This window comes from Flavobacterium sp. GW823-FHT04A11 (assembly GCF_058796535.1).
This window is the reverse complement of the sequence record NZ_CM179503.1, coordinates 4,659,337-4,682,670: the sequence shown is the minus strand read 5'-3', so window position 1 is coordinate 4,682,670 and position 23,334 is coordinate 4,659,337. Positions and strand designations below refer to the sequence as shown.

At 35.4% G+C, this 23,334-nt stretch carries 20 protein-coding genes; 17 read left to right on the top strand and 3 right to left on the bottom strand.

What is annotated here, in order from left to right:
* Positions 1-29: 29 nt before the first annotated feature.
* The 3 genes from AC3QL1_RS19990 to AC3QL1_RS19980 are packed head-to-tail and all read right to left on the bottom strand — an operon-like array spanning position 30 to position 6,226.
* On the bottom strand, positions 30-1,598 hold the full coding sequence (locus AC3QL1_RS19990; protein WP_492493889.1) for an arylsulfatase: 1,569 nt from the start codon (positions 1,596-1,598) through the stop codon (positions 30-32).
* Positions 1,599-1,609: 11 nt separating this feature from the next.
* Complete coding sequence (locus AC3QL1_RS19985; RefSeq protein WP_492493888.1) at positions 1,610-3,085, bottom strand: RagB/SusD family nutrient uptake outer membrane protein; 1,476 nt, start codon at positions 3,083-3,085, stop codon at positions 1,610-1,612.
* A gap of 15 nt (positions 3,086-3,100) precedes the next feature.
* Positions 3,101-6,226, bottom strand: a complete 3,126-nt coding sequence (locus tag AC3QL1_RS19980; RefSeq protein WP_492493887.1) for a SusC/RagA family TonB-linked outer membrane protein — start codon at positions 6,224-6,226, stop codon at positions 3,101-3,103.
* 1,169 nt (positions 6,227-7,395) lie between these two features.
* Here AC3QL1_RS19980 and AC3QL1_RS19975 point away from each other — a divergent pair.
* The 17 genes from AC3QL1_RS19975 (at position 7,396) to moaA (ending at position 23,320) form a co-directional block, all read left to right on the top strand.
* A complete protein-coding gene (locus tag AC3QL1_RS19975) occupies positions 7,396-8,874 on the top strand; it encodes an MFS transporter (RefSeq protein ID WP_492493886.1) in 1,479 nt (492 codons plus the stop codon).
* Between the two features lie 20 nt (positions 8,875-8,894).
* The gene (locus AC3QL1_RS19970) at positions 8,895-10,487 is read left to right on the top strand and encodes a magnesium transporter MgtE N-terminal domain-containing protein (protein ID WP_492493885.1); all 1,593 of its coding nucleotides are present in this window, start codon (positions 8,895-8,897) and stop codon (positions 10,485-10,487) included.
* Positions 10,488-10,513: 26 nt separating this feature from the next.
* Positions 10,514-11,566, top strand: a complete 1,053-nt coding sequence (locus AC3QL1_RS19965) for an MFS transporter (protein ID WP_492493884.1) — start codon at positions 10,514-10,516, stop codon at positions 11,564-11,566.
* A 131-nt stretch (positions 11,567-11,697) separates the two neighbouring features.
* A complete protein-coding gene (locus AC3QL1_RS19960; RefSeq protein ID WP_492493883.1) occupies positions 11,698-13,914 on the top strand; it encodes a molybdopterin oxidoreductase family protein in 2,217 nt (738 codons plus the stop codon).
* An 18-nt stretch (positions 13,915-13,932) separates the two neighbouring features.
* Entirely contained in the window at positions 13,933-14,502 is a 570-nt protein-coding gene (locus tag AC3QL1_RS19955) for a 4Fe-4S dicluster domain-containing protein (protein ID WP_492493882.1), read from the top strand.
* Positions 14,503-14,512: 10 nt separating this feature from the next.
* Entirely contained in the window at positions 14,513-15,025 is a 513-nt protein-coding gene (locus AC3QL1_RS19950; RefSeq protein ID WP_492493881.1) for a QcrA and Rieske domain-containing protein, read from the top strand.
* Between the two features lie 20 nt (positions 15,026-15,045).
* Complete coding sequence (locus AC3QL1_RS19945) at positions 15,046-15,297, top strand: DUF6755 family protein (protein ID WP_492493880.1); 252 nt, start codon at positions 15,046-15,048, stop codon at positions 15,295-15,297.
* Positions 15,298-15,472: 175 nt separating this feature from the next.
* On the top strand, positions 15,473-16,645 hold the full coding sequence (locus AC3QL1_RS19940; protein ID WP_492493879.1) for a molybdopterin molybdotransferase MoeA: 1,173 nt from the start codon (positions 15,473-15,475) through the stop codon (positions 16,643-16,645).
* A 145-nt stretch (positions 16,646-16,790) separates the two neighbouring features.
* Positions 16,791-17,537 (top strand): sulfite exporter TauE/SafE family protein, encoded by a 747-nt coding sequence (locus AC3QL1_RS19935; RefSeq protein ID WP_492493878.1) that lies wholly within the window; start codon positions 16,791-16,793, stop codon positions 17,535-17,537.
* Between the two features lie 289 nt (positions 17,538-17,826).
* Positions 17,827-18,399 (top strand): molybdenum cofactor guanylyltransferase, encoded by a 573-nt coding sequence (locus tag AC3QL1_RS19930; RefSeq protein ID WP_492493877.1) that lies wholly within the window; start codon positions 17,827-17,829, stop codon positions 18,397-18,399.
* A 5-nt stretch (positions 18,400-18,404) separates the two neighbouring features.
* Positions 18,405-19,193: a uroporphyrinogen-III C-methyltransferase gene (cobA, locus tag AC3QL1_RS19925; RefSeq protein ID WP_492493876.1), complete on the top strand. Its 789-nt coding sequence runs from the start codon at positions 18,405-18,407 to the stop codon at positions 19,191-19,193.
* Between the two features lie 2 nt (positions 19,194-19,195).
* A complete protein-coding gene (locus AC3QL1_RS19920; RefSeq protein ID WP_492493875.1) occupies positions 19,196-19,432 on the top strand; it encodes a MoaD/ThiS family protein in 237 nt (78 codons plus the stop codon).
* Between the two features lie 10 nt (positions 19,433-19,442).
* The gene (moeB, locus tag AC3QL1_RS19915; protein WP_492493874.1) at positions 19,443-20,519 is read left to right on the top strand and encodes a molybdopterin-synthase adenylyltransferase MoeB; all 1,077 of its coding nucleotides are present in this window, start codon (positions 19,443-19,445) and stop codon (positions 20,517-20,519) included.
* Between the two features lie 10 nt (positions 20,520-20,529).
* Positions 20,530-20,883 (top strand): lysozyme inhibitor LprI family protein, encoded by a 354-nt coding sequence (locus tag AC3QL1_RS19910; protein WP_492493873.1) that lies wholly within the window; start codon positions 20,530-20,532, stop codon positions 20,881-20,883.
* Positions 20,884-20,972: 89 nt separating this feature from the next.
* Positions 20,973-21,404: a molybdenum cofactor biosynthesis protein MoaE gene (locus AC3QL1_RS19905; protein WP_492493872.1), complete on the top strand. Its 432-nt coding sequence runs from the start codon at positions 20,973-20,975 to the stop codon at positions 21,402-21,404.
* A gap of 7 nt (positions 21,405-21,411) precedes the next feature.
* Positions 21,412-22,326, top strand: a complete 915-nt coding sequence (gene moaCB, locus AC3QL1_RS19900) for a bifunctional molybdenum cofactor biosynthesis protein MoaC/MoaB (RefSeq protein ID WP_492493871.1) — start codon at positions 21,412-21,414, stop codon at positions 22,324-22,326.
* Positions 22,313-23,320 carry a GTP 3',8-cyclase MoaA gene (moaA, locus tag AC3QL1_RS19895; protein WP_492493870.1) on the top strand — a complete coding sequence of 336 codons (1,008 nt, stop codon included), beginning with the start codon at positions 22,313-22,315 and terminating at the stop codon, positions 23,318-23,320. Before moaCB ends, moaA begins: the two co-directional genes overlap by 14 nt.
* The last annotated feature ends 14 nt before the right edge of the window (positions 23,321-23,334 follow it).

The following is a 23,334-nucleotide window of genomic DNA, read 5'->3' as shown; positions in this document are numbered from 1 at the left end:
AACGGATTGCAATCAGTATTTTAACTATGCTATTTTATTTTATTCCAATCTTCGACACCTACTTTTACAGACCATTGCTGATGTAATTCAATCAGGTTTTGGAGCAGTTTTGGTTCTGATTTTGCCAGGTTTTTTGTTTCTGTCCGGTCGTTCGCCAGATTGTACAACTCCCAGGGCTGATTGTTTTCGACTACAGCCTTCCAATCGCCTTTTCGTACGGCTTTGCTGCCTTCGTGTTCCCAAAACAAAGCTTCATGTGCTTTAGATTGTTGTCCTTCAAATTCTTTTTTTAAACTAATTCCTTCTAAAGGCGTGAGACTTTTTCCCTGATAAGAATCCGGATATTGAAAACCGGCAAACTCCAAAACAGTTGGAAAAATATCAATAACATGACTTACTCTGTTGCTTATTGTACCGGGCTTAATATGCTTTGGATAATACGCAATAAAAGGAGAAGCAATTCCGCCTTCATGAGTGTTCTTTTTGAATAACTGAAAAGGCGTGTTGCTCACATTTCCCCACGGACTTTCGTAACTATCAATCGACGCAACAGAACCTGGTGTTCCATTTTTTTGTGTCACATAATTCCAGTTTTTCACATCATCGGCACTTCCGCCATTATCCGAAAGAAAAAGAATAAGCGTATTATCTTCTTCTCCCAAAGACTTCACTTTCTGCAGTATTTCTCCAATTCCGGCATCCATTCGGTCGATCATGGCGGCGTAAATTGCCATTCGGGTATCCCATTTGTCTTTTTCTTCTGCAGTTAATTTTTCCCAGTCCGGCACTTTTTCAAAACGATTTGATAAGTCCCACTTTTTATCAATGATTCCCAGTTCTTTTAATTTTTTAAAACGGCTTGCTCTCAATTTATCCCAGCCTCCGAGATATTTGCCTTTGTATTTTGCAATATCTTCCGGCAATGCCTGAATAGGCCAATGTGGGGCATTATACCCCACATACAGAAAAAAAGACTGTTGCTTATTGCGCTGTTTTTCTAAAGATGTAAGAGCGAAATTGGTAATTTCCTGAGTCAGATAAGTAGCAGTATCCGTGCGGATAATTTCTTTATCTCCTTTCAAAAAAGTGACTTTCCTTCCGTCGTTATACAAAGGTTCCGAGTTAAAATAACTGCTTCCGTTGTTTTGTAACGTAAAAGAATCATCAAATCCCCGATTAACAGCCCAGGCTGATGGTACTAAACCCACGTGCCATTTTCCGGAAACAATGGTGTTATATCCTGCCTGTTTAAGCGCCTGCCCAATTGTAATACAATGCTCGTTTAAATATCCCTGATAAGCTGGAAATCCTTTGTCCTGAACCATGTCGCCAATTCCTGCCTGATGCGGATACAAACCCGTGAGCAAGGAAGCGCGGGAAGGGCAGCAACGCCCTGCATTATAAAACTGTTTTATTAGGAGTCCGTTTGTAGCGAGCTTATCCAGATTGGGTGTTTTAATTTCTGAGCCAAATGCGCCAATATCCGAGAAACCTAAATCATCGGCCAAAATGACGATGATATTAGGTTGCTTCTTCTGTGCAAATTGCTGAAAGGGTACAACAACCAATAGGGCAATAATGAACAGTTTTTTAATCATTTTTTATAGTATTAATTGTATCCCGGATTTTGTGGTAATCCAACCGGATCAAAATTTCTTTCGCTTTGCGGAATCGGATAAAGATTATTTTTTTCAGAAACTGAATTTTTAGCGGTTACTTTTTTTACTTCGGTAACCAAAGTTCCCCAACGCACTAAGTCAAACCATCTTTGTCCTTCCTGAACAAACTCTTTTTTGCGCTCTTCCTGAATGGCTGCTCTAAAAGAAGTTTGGTCCAATCCGGCTAAATCTATAGTGGCATCCGGAGTCGTGATTGGTTTTCCAAAAGCTCTTCTTCTAACCTGATTAATCAATTCATACGCTTCGGCTGTTGGCGCTCCCTGTTCATTTATGGCTTCTGCCAAAGACAATAAAATGTCGGCATAACGAATAATAGGAAAATTAATCGCCACATTTCCTGGCGTTGCCAAATTGGTCAAATCCAGGTATTTTTTGAAAATAGGTTTCGGAAAAGTGTATAAAGTTCCGGTAGTCGGGTTTACCAATTGTTTGGCATAACTTACATCTCTGCGCGTATCTCCGGGAGCATAAATGTCGTAAAACAAAGCTACGTCAGAGATAATATCAGCAGGTTCCGTAGCTGTAAATCCGGTAAAAGAAGTACCTTGAAAATTGTTTCCGCTAGATCCGTTTCCGGCCTGATTTGGCTCAAACTGAACAGAGAAAATATGCTCTTTTCCATTCTTTTTTGACCTTGTAAAAATATCCTGAAAGCTTTCAAACAAAGCATATCCGTATCCGCCATTTATTACTTCTCTTGCCTTTGCAATTGTATTTGGCCAATCTTTTCTTGTAATGTAAACTTTTGTCAAAATAGCTTTTGCAGCTCCGGAAGTGGCACGTCCGGCATCAGCGGCACCATAAGTAGCAGGTAAATTTTCGGCATCTTTTAAATCAGAAATAATCTGCGTGTAAACTTCATCTACAGTTGCTCTTCTTGATTTTAGGCTTTCTAGCTGAATAGAAGTCGGTTCGTGCAAAACAATCGGAACGCCGCCCCAAAGACGTACAGCCTGAAAATACAATAATCCTCTTATGAATTTTGCTTCGTTGATTAATCTGGTTTTAACAACTTCAGAACCTGAAACTTTCGGAATATTATCAATAGAAACATTGGCTCTGTTTATTCCATTATAAATCTGACGCCACGCAACCTGAACACGATCATTTGTTGCATCATGCGTTAAAGCGCTCATTGCTCTTACCTGCGGATTCGTTGCAGAAACTCCGGCAGACGCATAATCAGATCCCATATCTGTTAAGAAATAAAGGTTTCTGCCAAATAAACTTTGTTCTCCCGGATCAAGAGACAAGGCGGCATATACTGCATTTACACTTGCAACAGCATCATCCTGAGTATGGAAATAATTATCTTCGGTTACAAAAGAGGTTGGTGTTACCTCTAAATCGGCGCACGAAACAAGCAACGTGACACTTACTATTATTGTTATGATTATCTTTTTCATCGTTTATTTTTTTACTTAGAAAGTTACGTTCAGACCAGAAATGAATGTTCTTGAGTTTGGGTAAGAACCAAAATCAATTCCCGGATATAAGTTGTTTTGTTCGTATGAACTTACCTCAGGATCATATCCGGTGTATTTTGTCCATGTCACCAGATTTTCTGCAGAAACATAGAATTTTACGCTGGTTGCTCCCAATTTTTTAGAAGTGCTTTTTGGTAATGTATACCCAAGCGTGATCAATTTTAATCTTACGAAAGAAGCATCTTCGACATAACGCTCAGAAACAATTCCTAGAGGAGAACTTGATGCCCTTGGAACGTCGTTAGTTGGATTTGCCGGTGTCCAGCGGTCTACTAACGTAACATTAGCATTGGTTCCAAGTGTGGAAATTTCTAATTGCTGATTTAAAGCGTTGAATATTTTTGCGCCATAAGATCCCTGAAAAGAGAAATTTAAATCGAAATCATGATATGAAACCGTATTACCAAAACTTGCCACAAATTTTGGCTGTGAAGTTCCTAAGTTTCCTTTGTCAAGAGCCGTAATTACGCCGTCGCCGTTCGTATCAACATATTTTCTGTCTCCCACTTTAGTATTGGCTAAACTGTTTATTTTTGGCTGAGTATTTACTTCTTCCTGAGTCTGGAAAATTCCATTTGTTTTGTATCCCCAGAAAGTTCCTAAAGGCAGACCAACTTTAACCGTTACCGGCTGTTGCTGTAATAATGAACCATTAGGCACTACAGGAAAAAACTGATCAACGCCATTTCCTATAGAAACTACCTTATTTCTGTTAGCAGAAAACACAATGTTGGAGTTCCAGGAGAAGTTTTCTGTTTTTAAATTTTCAGTTGTTAAACCAATTTCAAGACCTTTATTTTCAACACCTCCAATATTTTGAAGCACGCTCGCATATCCTGAAGTCAACGGAACAGGAACGCTGATTAATAAATCGTTTGTTTTTTTGTAATACACATCAAAAACAAAATTTACTTTTCTGTCTAATAAGGATAAGTCCAATCCAACATTATATTGTGTTGTTTTTTCCCATTTCAAATCCGGATTTGCCAGACGGGTAGGAGCTAATCCGGTGTATAATGTACCTCCAAAAGAATAATTTACAGAACCCATTGAAGCAAGTGAAAGGTAATTTCCAATTTCCTGGTTTCCTGTTGTTCCCGCTGTAATTCTAAGTTTAGCTTCGGTTACGCCTTTAATATTATTGGCGAATTCTTCATCCGTAATATTCCATGAAAAACCTGCAGAAGGGAAATAACCCCAAAGTGATTCAGTACCAAATCTCGAAGAACCATCGGCACGTGCAGAAAGCGTAAAGTTATATTTTCCTCTGTAAGAGTAGTTTACTCTGGCCAACCATGATTTTAAAACACTTTCAAATGCATCGCTATACGGTTTTAGCGCAACACCATCCTGAATAGAATTATAGGTATTAGCATCGTTTACAAAAGTATTTGCACTGGCAGTAACTGTTTCTCCTTGTGTATATTGAAGTGTATATCCTCCTAAAGCTGAAAATTTATGGTTTTCACCGAAAGTAGTATTATAATTTAATGTGTTTTCATTCAAAACTGAACTTACCAATCGGTCTCCAACAGAAGCCAAACCCTTTGTTCCCGCACCATTTGTAGTATTTGATGGCGCATAATAGTTTTGTTTCGTGTTGATTACGTCACCGCTTACCGCGACTTTTGCCGTCAGTTTTTTAGTGATTTTATATTCACCAAATAAACTCGTCAGGATTCTGTTGATTTTAGTTTCGTTAATAGTATTTTCCAAATCATTTATCGGATTCGGCACATAACCATTAACAGAAGTTGCGTAAATATTATTGGTTACGTTATAGCTTCCGTCAGCATTTTTAATTGGTACTACAGGAGCTGTAAGTACCGCAGTTACTAATGGATTTGGAGTTCTTCCGCCCGTGCTGTTTGTTCCTACACCATTTGAAATGGAGTTGCTATAATTTGCATTTACGCCAAATTTAAAATTCTGAGAGTAGTTTTTTTCGTAGTTAATACGAAGGGAAATTCTTTTAAAATCAGATCCGATAACAGTTCCTTCCTGATCAAAATATCCGGCAGAAATGGCGTAGCGTGATTTTTCGTCACCTCCTGAAAAAGACAACTGATGATTTTGAACCGGAGCGGCAGATCTAAAAGCAGCAGATTGCCAGTCGTATCCTCCAGAAGTTTTAAAAGCTTCGATTTGAGCATCAGAAAAAGAAGGAGCCTGACCAATACTTGCCTGAACATCATTTCGTAAACTTGCCCATTGGCTGGCATTCATTAAATGAAGTTTTTTTGACACATCCTGAAATCCAAAATAACCTTGGTATGAGATATTGTCCACACCTTTTGTACCTTTTTTGGTCGTAATAATTACAACACCATTTGATCCGCGTGAACCGTAAATCGCAGTGGCAGAGGCATCTTTTAAAACCTCAATAGATTCAATATCAGCAGGATTTATAGTAGACAATACGTTAATACTCGCCCCGGCATTCGAAACTCCCGCAGAACCATTATTATTGTCATTATAAATTAAGATTCCGTCTACAACATACAACGGTTCATTACCCGCCGTAATAGAGTTTCCTCCACGAATACGCACACTTGAAGAAGCTCCCGGACGTCCTGAACTTTGTGTAACTACAACACCCGCAACAGCGCCTCTTAATAAATTATCTGCTGATGAGGTTACCTGAGATAAATTGGCTTTTGGCACAGAAGCTACAGAACCTGTAATGTCTTTTCTTTTTTGAGTTCCGTATCCAACAACAACTAATTCTTCCAGTTCCTGTCTTTCTTCTTTTAAACTGATCGTAACCGGATTTTTGTCAACTATGATTTCGGTTTTCTTATATCCAATATAACTTATTATTAAAGTATAAGGAAGTTTCTGACCCGTTTGAAAATAAAATTTTCCTTCAGCATCTGTCTGTACGCCGTGTGTAGTACCTTTAATAATGACAGAAGCGCCAATAATAGGCTGATTTGTAACATCATCGACTACAGTTCCGTCGAGTTTTGATTGTATAAGTGGTGTGGTATTTTGAGCATTAATTCCGGCTGATAACAGAAGGAGAAAAAGCAATGAGTATATGTTTAAATATTTTTTCATTTCTTTGTATTGGTTTTTAGTAATTAACAAGAAGCCCTGGAAGTTGATTTTTCAATTCCCTGATCGTTTCTTTTATTTAGCGATAAATTTTCTTTAAGCCTCGCCATTTCTGTTGCCGCAGAAATGGCTTTTTTTATTTATTTACAGCAGTGTTGCATTTTTTTCATTTTAGTTCATTTAGTTATTAATTATTTTTTTTTTGGTTTATAGGTATATTTTCAAGAATCATAATGACACAAAATGTATCAAATAGATTTTTGGAATATTTAAAGCTAAGCCTTGATGATTTTAAAAAGGTTCGTTTTTTGAATTTGATTTTAAGAGGAATCAACATAAACGAAATAAGGTCGAGAGAATTAACAACAACAGAAACACATATAACCAAAAGTGTTATGTGTGTCATTTTTAGGAAAGATGTAATGCGATATGCTTTCGGTTGTTTTCAAAATTTAGTTCTTTATGGTTTGAAATATGATTTTAAACTCTACTAATCCTATAGACAAAGTTAATTTTAATATAATAAAAACCAAAAAAAAATACATTTTTTTTCTTCTTACATGTCTTATAATCAATGTTTAGTGTTTAATTATTGAATTAAATTATTGATTTTCAATATTTTATGAGTAATGAATTATTTTTAGAAATGTTAAAAGTATTTGTATTTAAGTTCAAAAATGTAGTATTTTATACTTAAGTTATTTAGTATTAATATCTTCCTTAATTCCAAAATTATCTGTAAACGTCTTGTAAAGAGTAATAAACAGAAATTTGATCCCTAATTATTTCGCAAATCAGTTTTTAGAATCAATAAATCAATTTTTCTTTTTTTATAAGAAGTCTTAAAATATCTAATATCATCTATATCAGATTTTTATAATTAAAAAAAAATATACAAATCAATTTATTGTAGGATTTTATTACTAATTTTAAGCAGAAAATAAAGAAACCTGTTTACCTTATTTTTCTTCTAAAATTTACCTGCCTAAAAACACAAATAAGTTTGTGTCTCTCTAATTTTTGACAATGGATTTACAGCTGATAAAAGTCTGTAATATGACAATTGTCATTTTATGTAAGAATATATTTATTCAATTTTGTGTTTCAAATTGAATGCCCATTTTATTTGAATACGATTTATTTAAGAATCCCCATTTAAAATAGTCTTATATATGAGTACAAATTTATCTCAATCACACAGAATTTTATTCCTAAATACATTAGCCTTCACAATATGTTTCGCCTGCTGGACCTTAAACGGTGTATTAGTCACTTATTTGGTAGATAAGGGTATTTTTAACTGGACAGTTGTTGAGACAGGCTGGTTATTAGGAATTCCTATTTTATCGGGTTCAGTATTTCGACTTCCAATAGGGATTTTAACCGATAAATATGGTGGTAAAATTATATTTTCAATATTGTTATTGCTTTGTTCGATTCCACTTTTCCTGCTTCCTTTTGCCAATTCGTTCTGGAGTTTTGCGGTATTAAGTTTCTTTTTTGGTTTGGTCGGAACCAGTTTCGCTGTTGGAATTGGATATACTTCTGCCTGGTATCCTAAAAACTGGCAGGGACGCGCTTTGGGGATTTTCGGAATGGGAAATGCCGGTGCAGCCATTACCACTTTTATTGCGCCAACTTTATTAAATCAGCTATCAGAAAAAGATGCTGTAAACGGCTGGAAAATGTTACCAATCATTTATGCAATTGTTTTAGTTTTTATCGGAATACTTTTTATTGTTTTTGCTAAAAATAAAACAAATCCAGGCGTTTCAAAAACAATGAAAGAATTAATGTCACCACTTAAAAACATGCGAGTGTGGCGTTTTGGAACCTATTATTTTTTAGTCTTTGGATGTTTTGTAGCTTATTCACAATGGCTGGTACCCAACTTTATGAATGTTTATCATACTACATTGGTAATGGGTGGAATGTTTGCCACGATGTTTAGTTTGCCTTCCGGAATTATCAGGGCTTTTGGCGGATACTTATCAGATAAATTTGGAGCCCGAAAAGTAATGTATTGGGTTTTAGGTTCATCAATCGTAATTAGTTTTTTACTGATGTTTCCCAAAATGGAAATTTTTACAGCAGGTCCCGGAGTTCTGGCAGCCAATAATGGCGTTGTTACCGAAGTTTCGGCGGAAGCCATATCTATAAACGGAAAACCGCATAAAATCAATAAAAAAGAAACTGCCGAAGATCACGAAACAGCTATTTTTCCTGTAAAAAACTCCTGGCAGGAAATTGTTGTAAAACAAAATCAGGAAGTAAAAAAGAAAGAATTACTAGCCCAGGGAATTACCCAAATAAAGTTTAGTGCCAATCTTTGGGTATATGTGATTTTGGTGATTCTTATCGGTATTTCATGGGGAATTGGTAAAGCAGCGGTTTATAAACACATTCCGGAATATTTTCCCAATGAAGTAGGCGTAGTAGGGGGAATGGTAGGATTAATAGGCGGTTTAGGCGGATTTATTGGCCCCATTATTTTTGGTTACCTTCTTAATTATACCGGACTCTGGACCAGTTCATGGATCTTTATTTTCATAGTATCAGTTCTTTGCCTGCTTTGGATGCATAGGACAATTATAAATGGAATGAGAAAAAAATCACCTGATTTTACCAGAGATATAGAACACAATCATTAAAAATTAAATAAATAGAATATATGAAAACTTGGCTAGACAAATGGGAACCGGAAGATGAAGTATTTTGGAACTCTACCGGAAGCAAAATTGCATGGAGAACTTTAATAATAACAACACTTACATTAATATTGTCATTTGCCTCGTGGTTTATGATGAGTGTTATTGCAGTTAAATTACCCGGATTAGGATTTCGTTTTACTAAAGATCAGCTTTTTTGGTTAACAGCAATTCCCGGTTTGGCTGCGGGTTTTTTGAGAATTATTCACACTTTTATATTACCAATATTCGGAACCCGAAATGTAGTTTCATTTGCAACGCTCATTAAATTAATTCCCGTAATCGGAATTGGTTTTGCTGTAATGGATGTAAATACGCCGTTTTGGATCTTTGCCGTTTTGGCCTTTACAACCGGTTTTGGCGGTGGTGATTTCTCGTCTTACATGCCAAGTACAAGTTTGTTTTTTCCTAAAAGACTTAAAGGGACAGCTCTTGGAATTCAGGCCGGAATTGGAAATTTTGGTGTTTCGGTAGCACAATTTGTGACACCGCTTATTATCAGTGTCAGTATTTATGGTGCAGCCTCGGTATTCACCAGTATCGATCATAAAGAAGCAATAGTTGTTTTTCAGAATGCAAGTATTCAAAAACAAAAAGAGGTTTTCGCAGCTTTAGATCCTGAGGTACAAGCCAGAATTTTGACCAACGTAAAGCAAACGGTAATTGACTCTGTAAGCGCATCAGTAAAATCAGATGATAAAGTGGTTCTATTCACTTCATTGCCTTTAAAAGCAAAAGCTACGGCAATTGCAAATGCGAACCCAAAAATGGCTGAAAAAATATTAAATGACATCAGTCCTAAAAATACAGCGGTAAAAAACACAGAAATCTACTTACAATCGGCGGCATTCTGGTACGTTCCTTTTTTAATCCTACTATCGATTATTAGTTGGTTCTATTTAAGAAGTATTCCTATGAAAGCTTCTGTTAGAGAACAAATGGACATCTTTTCGAATAAACATACTTGGTATTGCACCATAACGTATGTGATGACTTTTGGAACATTTGCCGGATTATCAGCAGCTTTTCCTCTAATGATTAAATTTTTATACGGTGATTTCCCAAATGCGCCCGATCCATTAGTGTATGCCTTTTATGGTCCGCTTATAGGATCTGCCAGCAGAATTGCTTTTGGTTTTGTTGCCGACAGAGTAGGAGGAGCAATATTGACTACCATTACAGGTTTAGGAATTCTGGCAGGATCAATCATTTTGGTTACAGAAGGATTGGTAGCGCCAACAAGTATGGATCAGTTTCCACTTTTTGTTGCTGTCATTTTAGGAATGTTCTTCTTTACCGGAATTGGAAATGCAGGAACGTTTAGACAATATCCTATCATCTTCGCAGATAATCAGCGTCAGGCAGCAGGAGTTATTGGCTGGACAGCCGCAATTGCAGCATTTGGACCTTTTATCTTTTCTAAATTAATTGGTAATAATTTATCTGCTAATGGTACTGTAAATCAATTCTTTATCGGTGTTTCTATTTTCGTTATCTTAGCTACAGGTATCAATTGGTGGTTCTATAATCGTAAGGGTTGTGAGAAACCAAGTTAAGGAGTAATCATTAAAATTAATTAAGGATGAAAAATAAAACATTTAATACCAAAGCCTTACTTGTTGCAACGCTGGTTTCTGTACTCACTATAGTATTAGTATTTTACGGATCCAGGAAATTGCAGAATTTTGATGCAGCCCTGATAACTTATTTATTCGGAACTGTATTCGCTTTCTTCGGAATTGTATATCGATATACAGTCTGGCTGCAAAGACCTCCAACATGGATGTATTTTAAAAGAAGTATCAAATTTCTTTTTACAGGAAAGATATTCGAACATTTTTGGTTTTTAGGAAAAGAATCAGTTGAAAACATTGTGGTTCAGAAATTCATTTATCCGCGAAGCAAGTTGCGCTGGTTTGCTCATTTTTGTATAGCTATAGGATGTCTTTCGGCATTTGCCATAACCATTCCGCTTACGTTTGGATGGATTCATTTTACATTGGCGCCAAATTCCATTTCAATTTATGAAGCCCATTTCTTTGGATTCACAATGATGGATTTTAAAATAAATTCTTTTCTGGCATTTTTAATTTTTCATGCTTTAAACTGGTCTTCCTGGTTAGTAATAATCGGATCAGTTTATTATTTGCGAAGACGATTAACAAATCCGGGATTAATAGCGACACAATCTTTTGAAGGTGATTTATTGCCGCTTATTTTGTTGATAGCAATATCGGTAACCGGATTATGCCTTACTTATTCCTATCAGTTTATGAAAGGATTTGCGTATGATTTCTTAGCCGTAATTCATGCCGTTACGGTAATTATGTTTTTGATATGGATTCCGTTTGGAAAATTCTTCCACATCATTCAGCGTCCGGCACAGATTGGAGCACATATTTACAAGAAAGAAGGAATGAAAAAAGGAATGGCAGTTTGTCCGCATACCGGAGAAGAATTTGCAACACAACTTCATATCGATGATTTAAAAATTGTAACCAAACAATTAGGTTTTGACTTTACGCACGAAGACGGAACCTCGCATCTTGATTTAAGCCCCGAAGGAAAAAGATCCCGTCTCGCTCAGGCACATTTAAAAGCAAGATTAGAAAACGGCGGAAAATTATTTGGATAAAAAAAATTTCAGGTTTCAAGTTTCCTTTGTTTCAAGTTAAGACTGTGTGTAAACTTTAGTTTATAGACTATTTGTAGTAACCTGAAACCTGAAACTAAATAAACCTGAAACAAAACAAACAAAAAAAAGACATGGCAAAATTACCCGTATCAACCGAAAAAATAATAGAAGATTTTGGACCACATTTAAATTATGCTCCAAGAGATGGTTACGTTGGTAGAGATGAACCGGATGAGGTTGTAAAAACACACTGTTGTTTTTGCGGCATGCAATGCGGAATTCAATTATTAGTAAAAGAAAATAAAGTAGTGGGATTTGAACCGTGGATGGAATTTCCGTTTAACGAAGGACGTCTTTGTCCAAAAGGAGTTCAGCGCTATTTGCAAAATAACCATCCGGATCGACTTTTACATCCTATAAAAAGAGTAGAAGGCAAAGGTTTTGAAAAAACAACCTGGGATGAAGCAATGGATAAAACCGTATCTGAAATAAAACGAATTCAGGAGAAACATGGTAAACATGCATTTTCAATGTTATCGGGAGTTTCACTTACTAACGAAAAAAGTTACTTAGTGGGAAAATTTGCCCGTGTCGCATTAAAAACCAGAAATCTTGATTATAACGGAAGACTTTGCATGGTAAGTGCCGGAGCCGGAAATAAAAAGGCTTTTGGTTTAGATCGTGCTTCCAATAATTATTCTGATTTAGAATATGCTGAGGTAATTATTGTTGCCGGAGCTAATATTAGTGAGACATTTCCAACTTTAACCCATTGGATCTGGAAAGCCAGAGATCGCGGTGCAAAATTAATTGTTATAGATCCAAGGATGATTCCGTTAGCCAGAACTGCCGATGTTCATTTGGATATTAAACCCGGAACAGATTCTGCTTTATACGGAGCAATGTTAAAATATCTGGTAGATCACGATATGCTTGATCACGATTTTATTGATAATTATACATCTGGTTTTCAGGAAACAATTGATGCGGTAAAAGATTATACTTTAGAATGGGCCGAAGAAATCACAGGAATTGATAAGTATAAAATACAAGAAGCTGCCGAATTATGGGGCAAAGCCAAAACGAGCTTTTTGCTACACGCACGCGGAATCGAACATCATTCAAAAGGTGTTGATAATGTTTTAGGCTGTATCAATTTAGTTTTGGCAACAGGGAGAATTGGAAGACCTTATTGCGGTTATGGAACGATTACAGGACAAGGAAACGGACAAGGCGGCAGAGAACACGGACATAAATGTGATCAGTTACCCGGAAACCGTGATATCGAAAATCCCGAACACCGAAAATACATTGCAGGAGTTTGGGGAATTGATGAGAAAGATATGCCCGGAAAAGGCTTAACGGCTTATGAAATTATTGAAGCTATTCATAGAGATGAAATTAAAGGTTTAATTTCAATTTGTTTTAATCCGTTGGTTTCATTACCCAATAATAATTATGTCAGATCTGCGCTTGAAAAACTCGAGTTTTACGTTTGTATCGATTTCTTTTTAAATGAAACCGCCCGTCATGCGGATATTGTATTGGCTGGTTCTCTACAGGAAGAAGAAGAAGGAACGACAACCTCTGCAGAAGGTCGCGTAATTCGTATACGTCAGGCCGTTACGCCTCCGGGAGATGCCAGAACAGATACTTCAATTTTACTAGAAATAGCCAAAAGACTGGGTGAAGAAGACAAATTTACGTACGATAATAGTGAGGAAATATTTAATGAATTGCGAGTTGCTTCAAAAGGCGGAACGGCAGATTATTTTGGAATCTCTTATAAAAAAGTGGAAGACAATATGGGCGTTTTTTGGCCTTGCCCATCCAACGATCATCCCGGAACTCCAAGACTTTGGGAAGACAAAGTTTTTGCCACTCCGGATAAAAAGGCGCATTTTAATCCCGCGCCATATAGAGAGCCTGGCGAGCTTACAAATGATGAATACCCAATTATTTTAACTACGGGGCGAGTAGTTTCGCAATATTTGAGCGGAACACAAACTCGAAGAATTGGAAAATTAGTAGACCAGTTTCCGGAACCAATGCTGGAAATTCATCCGGAACTCGCTTTAAAATATAATATCAGACAACACGAATTAGTAAGGGTCGTAACCCGCAGAGGTGAAGGAATTTTTCCGGCAAATATTGTCGAAACGATTCGGAAAGATACTGTTTTTATACCGTATCACTGGCCTGGTGCAAAATCAGCAAATCAATTGACGCCGGGAACATTAGATCCGATTTCAAAAATTCCGGAATTTAAAGTTTGTGCCTGTTTATTAGATCCGTTAAATAAAATAGCACCGCCATCAAAAGATTCAGAAGCATATGCAAGTGTTTAATCTATAAAAAATGACATTATGAACTTAACTAATTTTAATAAAAATGAAGAGTTTTTTGTAGATCTGCAACGCTGTATTGGCTGTAAAGCTTGCGAAATGGCTTGTGCAGAATGCGAAACAAACGGACAGGAATCATTAATTAGCGTCAATTATGTAGAACGTTCGTCAACTATTCAGACTACTGTGCAGGTTTGTATGCATTGTGAAGATCCGGTTTGTGCCAATGTTTGTCCGGCTGATGCAATTTCGCAGGATGAATTTGGCGTTGTACATACGGCAAATACAGAAAGATGTATTGGCTGTTCTAATTGCGTAATGGCGTGTCCGTTTGGTGTACCTAAAAAAATGGAAGAATACGACCTGATGATGAAATGCACGATGTGTTATGACAGAACCAGCGTTGGTAAAAAACCAATGTGCGCAACAGTTTGTCCAAGCGGCGCATTATTTTACGGAACAAGAGCAGAAATTGAAGAAATGAGACCAAACAGTACGCCAATCAACACATTCATTTTTGGACAGGAAACTGTAAACACGAAAGTGAATATTATGATGCCAAAAGGAAGTACCGAATTAAGAATATATTAAATCTAAATCCATGTCAAAAGAAGATAATTTAAATCAAAACTGGAAAAAAGATTTCCCAATAAAAAAGCAGGAATCAACGCAGGTAAGCCGACGTGATTTTGCTAAATTCCTAACATTTGTTTCCGGAGGATTGATGGTAGGAAGCGGATTTGTTGCTGCAAAAGCCTATTTTTTGCCAAAAGAAGAAGTTCAGGGAGAACATTTTATTTGCAATAAAGAAGAGATTCCAGAAGGAGGAACAAGAGGATTTGTCATTGAAGGAAGCACAATTCCGTATATTTTAGTGCATTTGGAAAGCGGTGATTTCAGGGCTTATGAACAAAAATGTACCCATTTATCGTGTTCTGTTTTTTATAAACCGGGAACGGGCATAATTCATTGCCCGTGTCATGAAGGATCTTTTGATGCTATGACCGGTGATGTAATTGCTGGACCTCCGCCAAGAGCGTTGCCTCAATTAGAAGTGTTTTTTAAACAGAATGCCATTTACGTAAAGGCGATGATTGAAAAAAAAGAGAGTTAGAAACCTAAAAAATAATTGCTATGAGTACTTTTAGAAGAAGTCAGAATCGAGTAAACCCTAACAAGCTCAACAATATACTTTCGACCCTTATTGTTATTTTAATTTTAAATGTGAGTATTCAGATTTGGCTTTTATATGCTTCATTAAACAATGCACTTGAGAATAACAAAGAGATATTGTTACCTGCATTTATTGCCTCTGCCATTTTGTTTTTCATAGGTTTTGCATGGCTTTATTATTTGCCTAGTGGTAATTTCAAAAGGAAAAAATAAAATACACATTAATTTAAATCATCACTAGTAGCTATTTCATTGGTTTTTCTAACAGAATTAAAAGAATTAAGCTTAAATTTATAATCTTTTAAAAATTTAGATTACTAACGATGTAAACTAAGTAAAAATACTTATATTTGTAATAAGTATTTTTTGCTTTATATAAATAGCAGCCATGATTCAAGTTGACCAAGCCTTATCGATTATTGCAGAGAACAGCTCTAAAATGTCCACTCAAAAAATTTTGGTGCACAAGGCATTAGGATATATTTTAGCCGAAACAGTTTATTCGCCAATAAATATGCCGCCTTTTCGACAATCTGCTATGGATGGTTATGCTTTTATTCGCAGTGAAAGACATCAATACGATGTAATAGGAATTTCGCAGGCGGGAGATCATTCGCATATAAAACTGAAAGAGAATGAAGCAGTACGTATTTTTACCGGTGCTTTTGTTCCTAAAAGTGCCGATACGGTTGTAATGCAGGAACACGTGCTGGCCAATGAAAACTCAATTTTGATAACCAGAATGCCGGAACAATTTACAAATGTGCGCGAAAAAGGAGAGCAAATTGTAAAAGAAGATGTTGTTTTTGAAGCCAATACTTTGATCACTCCGGCAGCAATTGGATTTTTAACCTGTTTGGGAATTACCGAAATTGAGGTATATAAAAAACCGAAAGTGGCAATCCTGGTAACTGGAAATGAATTGGTAAAACCAGGGAAAAAATTGCCAAAAGGGAAAATTTACGAAAGTAATTCCGTTATGCTGGAAGCAGCGCTCCAAACTATAGGAATTAAAAAAACGAAAGTTTATAAAGTAAAAGATAACCTTAAAGCAACAAAAAAAGCATTAAAAAATATTCTTGAAAAATTTGATATCGTTTTAATTTCCGGTGGAATTTCTGTTGGAGATTATGATTTTGTAGAAGAAGCTTTGCAGGAAAATGAAGTTGAAGAATTGTTTTATAAAATTAACCAAAGACCTGGGAAACCAATGTTTTTTGGATCAAAAAATGAAACTTTAGTATTTGCATTACCTGGAAATCCGGCTTCATCATTGACTAATTTTTATATTTATGTATATCCGGCAATCAAAAATAAAATGGGTTTTTCTGAAACTCATTTGCCAAAATTAATCCGAAAATTAAATTCAGGATTTACGAATACAACCGGAAAGACATTGTTTTTGAAAGCAATTTATAATGAAACAAATGTAACGATTTTAGAAGGCCAAAGTTCAGCGATGCTCAATACATTTGCCATAGCCAATAGTTTATTAATCGTTCCGCATGATAAGAAAACTCTTCAAAAGGACGAATATGTTACTTTGTTGCCGATTAATTAGATTTCTTAGAAAATAGAAGAAAGAGTATAGAAAATAGATTTTTGGGAACAATGATGAAATGCGGTATATAAATTAAAACATATAGCTTAAATCTTCGCAAAAGATTTGAACTTGAAACCTGAAACAAAAAAACTAAAAAAAACATATGAATTTATTGAGTTCCGAAAATATTCTTTTATTCAGCTTTGCACTAATTGTAATTGCATTTCTTTATTCAAGCGTTGGACATGGCGGAGCATCTGGATATTTAGCATTGATGACCATTTTTGCTTTTCCGGTTGCGATTATGAAACCGTCGGCTTTGCTGTTGAATTTGTTTGTTTCGAGTATTTCGTTTTTCTTTTATTATCGAATGAATTATTTTAAGCCAAAACTCTTTTATCCGTTTGCAATTGCCTCGGTTCCAGCAGCGTTTATTGGTGGTTTTGTGACTTTGGATAATACAATTTATAAAATTATTTTAGGTCTTGTATTGGTTTTTGCAGCACTTCGATTATTCGGAATATTTAATTTTAAAGAAAAAGAAGCGGTTGAAATTAAATTGCCTTTTGCCTTGGCGATAGGTTTTGCAATTGGTTTATTGTCTGGAATGTTAGGAATTGGCGGCGGAATTATCCTGAGTCCGATTTTATTATTTTTAGGATGGGCATCGGTAAAAGAATCTGCGGCGGTTTCGAGTTTATTCATTTTTGTAAACTCATTTGCCGGAATGTTAGGTTTCTTTTTAGGAGGAAAAACAATTCCGATTGAAAGTGCTTATTTGGTTCCGATTGCTGTTGTTGGAGGAGTTTTAGGAGGTTTTTACGGAAGTGGAAAATTCTCTAACAGAACTTTAAAAATGGTTTTGGGAGTCGTGATTTTAATGGCAAGTATAAAATTGATTTTTCCATGAAATTGGAATATAAAAATGCTTAACAATGCGTATCCCAAGGTTGAAACCTCGGGCTATCATAATAATTGAAACGAATATAAAGGCAATATATTGACATAGCCAACGGTTTCAACCGTTGGAAGCAATGTGAAACTCAGTATCCCAAGGTTGAAACATCGGGCTATATAATAATTGAAACGAATATAAAGGCAACGTATTAACATTGCCAACGGTTTCAACCGTTGGTAAGAATTTGAAAACCAAAATTGGTAAAAACCTGAAACAAAGAAAACCTGAAACAAAAAAAGTCATGGAAACGCTAACAGTATTTATTCTTTGTGGAGGAAAAAGTTCCAGAATGCAGTCAGAGAAAGGATTGGTTTTGTTTCAGAATAAACCATTTGTAGAACATATAATTCAGGCTGTTTTGCCTGTTTCAGATAATATTAAACTGATCACAAATAAAAGCGATTACGATTATTTATCCTATATAAAAATACCGGATATCATTACAGACAAAGGACCTTTGGGTGGAATTTATACGGCATTAACACATTCTGAAACCGAATTTAATTTGATTTTAAGTTGTGATATTCCGTTAATTTCGACCGAGTTATTGGCTGAATTAATTTCAAAACATAATGAAGAAGCCGAGATTACGGTTTTTGCATCAGAGAGCAGAATGCATCCGTTGATCGGGATTTATTCTAAAAAAGTATTACCTGTTGTTAAAAGCGCAATTGACAACAATGAATTAAAAATGATGAATTTTATTGCAAGTGTTCCGCATCAAATCATCAAAATTGACGAAAGTGAAAACTTTCATTTGACTAATATTAATTCGGCTGACGAATTGAATGACCTGAATATCAATTTAAGTTAAAAGTTATGCGAAATTCAAAAACTCCAAAATTAACGATTGTAGGCGCAGGTCCGGGTGACGTTGAATTAATTACTTTGAAAGCAATTAAAGCCTTAGAAAATGCCGATGTGGTTTTGTATGATGCCCTGGTAAACGAAGAATTACTGCAATATGCAACTAATGCAGAGATTGTTTTTGTGGGCAAACGTTTGGGCTGTCACGCTTATACGCAGGATCAGATTAATGAATTGATAGTTTCGATGGCCAATCGTTATGGTCATGTTGTGAGATTAAAAGGGGGCGATCCTTTTATTTTTGGAAGAGGAAGTGAAGAAATCGAGTACGTAGAAAAATTTGATATAGAAACGGCAATTGTTCCCGGAATTTCATCTGCTTTGGGTGTTCCTGCTTCTGTTGGAATTAGTTTGACACAACGCCAAATTGCCGAAAGTTTTTGGGTAATTACCGGAACAACATCCAATCATGAATTATCAAAAGATGTTAATTTAGCCTCAAAATCGAATGCGACGGTTGTTATTTTGATGGGAATGCATAAATTAGAGGAAATCATTTCGATCTATAAGGAAAACAGAACAGATGATTTGCCAATTGCGATTATTCAAAACGGAACAAAAAATACCGAACAAAAAGTAGTGGGAACGATTAGTTCAATTGCAAAATTGGTAGCAAAAAATAAAATTTCTTCGCCCGCCATTATTGTGATTGGCGAAGTAGTGAAAAATACCTCAAAATTAACTTCTTATTTTCAGGAGCATTTTGATGATGAATTTATTTTTCAGAATTTAAATTTATAAGAATGATTGAGATTAAATATTTTGGAGCTGTCGCTGAAAAAACAAAATGCGAGTTTGAAAAGATAACTTCTTCTGAAATTTCATTGCAGGAATTATTGCAGGATTTAGAAGAAAAATATCAATTTAACTCCTTGTCTTTCAGTGTAGCCGTAAACCAGAAAATAGTATCAAAAGCAACCGATTTTACTTTGCAGACAAGTGATATCGTTGCTTTATTGCCTCCTTTTGCCGGAGGATAAAATATTTTTTATGAACACGACAAACCGATATAACCGACAAATTATTCTTCCTGAAATAGGAAATGAAGGTCAGGATAAATTAGCTAAAGCGAAAGTTCTCGTAATTGGAGCAGGAGGTTTGGGTGCTGCAATATTGCCCTATTTGGCGGCGGCAGGTGTTGGTGAAATCGGAATTGTGGATGATGATGTTATTGAAATTTCAAATTTACATCGTCAGGTTATTTATAAGAGTTCGGCTGTTGGGAAATCGAAAGCTGAAGAAGCCAAATTGATGATTTCAGAACTGAATCCTTTGGTAAAAGTGAATGCAATTGCCGAAAGATTATCAGGAAAAAATGCCATTACATTATTTGAAAAATATGATATTATTGTGGATGCCACCGATAATATTGCCATAAAATACCTGATAAACGATGCCTGCATTATAACCAATAAGCCAATGGTTTACGGATCTATTTTTAGGTTTCAGGGGCAGGTTTCAATCTTCAATTATCAAAATGGACCCACTTACAGATGTTTGTTTCCCGATGAAAATACCCAATCTTTAAATTGTGAAGATGCCGGAGTTATCGGAATTACAGTGGGAATCATCGGAATGCTTCAGGCAAATGAAGTCATCAAAATGATTATAGGAATAGGAGAAGTATTGAATGGTAAAATACTGGTTTATAATATTTTAAATAACGAGCAGTTAAAGTATGACTTTGAAAAGAATACAACTGTTGTAATGAATGCGGAAATCTTTCAGGAAAAATATAATACAGTAGAAAATCAGGTTGAAGAAATTTTAGCAGAATCAATTTTAGATAAAATAGATAATGATGAGGTTATTTTTTTAGATGTTAGAAATGAAGATGAACTTCCGAAAATTAATTTCAAAAATAGAATTCAGATTCCGTTATTGCATTTAGAAAATGATATTGAAAAACTAAATCCGAATCAAACCATTTACGTTTTCTGTCAATCTGGAATTCGGAGTAAAATTGCTGTGGAATTTCTTCAAAAACAGGATTTTAAAAATATAAAAAGTATTGCCGGTGGTGCTTTGGGAATGAAACAATTATTAAAAGAAAAAACTCCTATTTAAATTTTATACTATGAAAAAAATATTGTTTAGGTTCTTTTTGTTCTTCTTTTTTAGTCAGTTTATGTTTTCTCAAAATCAAGTTGATGCTACTGGTGAAACAGAAATTTATCAAGCTTATGAAAAAGCAGATAAAGAATTGAATGTAGTCTACAATCAATTAAAAAAGAAATTAGGGACGAAAGATCAAGCAGCGTTAGTTGTTTCTCAAAAAGACTGGATAAAGTTTAGGGATTCAAATTGTAAATTTAAATGCTATCCGGAAGGTTATGGAGGTGTTATAGCAAACAAAATGTACGCAGATTGTAGAATGCAAATTACAATTAGCAGAACAAAAGAATTAAAAAATTTAATTAGTGGTTTTTGAGGTTAAAGTTTTAGTCAATTTTTTTTAGATTATTTTAGAAAAAAACTGCGTGAAAACTTTAAACACAAACTCTAAAAAAAAAATAAATAATGAGTAAAAATGTATTTGTAGAAGGGCCAATTTCTCCTGAATTTATAGCCGAATCGATTTCGAAACACCAATCGAAACATACGATTGGGGCACACAATATTTTTTTAGGACAAGTTCGTGCAGATATTATTCACGATAATACCGTTGTGGCAATTGATTATTCAGCTTACACGGATATGGCAAATGAAGCGTTGCATGCCATTCGCGAAAAAGCCTTTGCTAAATTCGATTTAACCTGCATGCACATTTATCACAGTTTGGGTGTTGTAAAAGCAGGTGAAATTTGTTTGTTCGTATTTGTTTCTGCAACACGAAGAAAACAGGTTTATGAAGCGACAGAAGCTATTGTAAACTGGATCAAAACGGATGTACCCATATTTGGCAAAGAAATGTTTGAAAACGATACATTCACCTGGAAACAAAATACCTAATAAAATAATGGTAGATATTACGCATAAAATAAGCACTTTAAGAGCTGCAACCGCCACAGCAATTGTCAAAGTTAGCAAACAGGAAACAATTGATGCCGTGGTAAATAATCTGGTTCCGAAAGGAAATGTACTGGAAATGGCAAAAACAGCGGGTTTATTTGCGGTGAAAAACACGCATTTATCGATTCCGGATTGTCATCCAATTCCAATTGAATTTACTTCGGTAGAATATAAAATTGAAGGACTGACGATTCAGATTATCTTTAATGTAAAAACGGTTTACAAAACCGGAGTTGAGGTAGAAGCCATGCATGGCGCATCAATTGTTGCATTGACAATGTACGATATGTTGAAACCAATCGATAAGGAAATTGAGATTTCAACCATCAAATTAGTGAATAAAGAAGGCGGAAAATCGTCTTTCAAAAATAAATTTCCGAATGCAATAAAAGCAGCAGTTTTTGTTTGTTCAGATTCGATTTTTGCAGGCGATAAAGAAGATCGTTCCGGAAAAATCATTGTGGAGAAATTAACTTCTTACGGAGTTGAAACTTCACATTATGAAATTATTCCTGATGAAATTGATATCATTCAGGAAAAAACTAAGGCTTACGCCAAAGAACATCAGCTGGTAATTTTCACGGGAGGAACAGGATTATCTCCAAGAGATGTAACGCCGGAAGCATTGTCACCATTACTGGAAAGCAGAATTCCGGGAATTGAAGAAGCGATTCGCGATTACGGACAACAAAGAATGCCATATGCAATGTTATCAAGAACAGTCGCAGGAACATTAGGAAAAAGTTTGATTTTGGCTTTGCCGGGATCAACAAACGGAGCCAGAGAATCTATGGATGCTGTTTTTCCACATGTAATGCACGTTTTTCATATTTTAAAAGGAAAAAATCATGACACCTTCTAAAACCATTTTAACGGATGATTTTGGGCGAAAACACAATTATTTGCGTATTTCGTTACTGGAGAAATGCAATCTACGCTGTACGTATTGCATGCCTGCTGACGGAATCGCATTATCTCCAAAAGCCAGTTTAATGACGGCCGATGAGATTTTTGCTTTGGCTCAGACTTTCGTAGAAAATGGTGTTGATAAAATCAGATTAACCGGCGGAGAACCTTTATTGCGAAAAGATTTTCCAGAGATTATTTCAAAATTAGCCACTTTAAAAACGTCACTTTCCATTACCACAAATGGTATTTTGATAGATCGTCATATTGATGTTTTAAAACAATCCGGTATCAAAAAAATCAATTTAAGTCTGGATACTTTGGTTTCATCCAAATTCCATTCAATAACGCTTAGAAATCAATTTGAGAAAGTGGTTGAAAATATGCATTTGCTTTTAAATCATAATTTTAAGGTAAAAGTAAATGTGGTTTTAATGAAAGGTTTCAATGAAAATGAAATCATAGATTTTGTTCAATTAACCCGGCTTTTGCCAATTTCAATTCGGTTTATTGAATTTATGCCTTTTGCCGGAAACGAGTGGGACAGAAGCAAAATGGTTTCTCAAAATGAAATATTATCACAATTAGAAACTGTTTTTTCATCAGAAGAAATTGAGAAATTAGAAGACGAAAAAAACTTTACAGCAAGAACTTATAAAATAAAAGGTTTCCAAGGCGATTTCGGAATCATTAGTTCGATTACAAATCCGTTTTGTGATGGCTGCAACAGAATCCGCCTGACGGCAAACGGAAAAATCAAAAATTGTCTTTTCTCCAATTCTGAAACTGATTTACTGACACCTTTCAGAAACGGTGAATCTATTGAAAATTTGATTTTTGAATCTATAAAAAATAAAAAGAAAGTAAGAGCCGGAATGGTTACCATTGAAGAAATGGATGATCCTACTTTGCATTTTGATAATCGCAGTATGATTGCGATTGGTGGATAATTCTTTTCATGCAA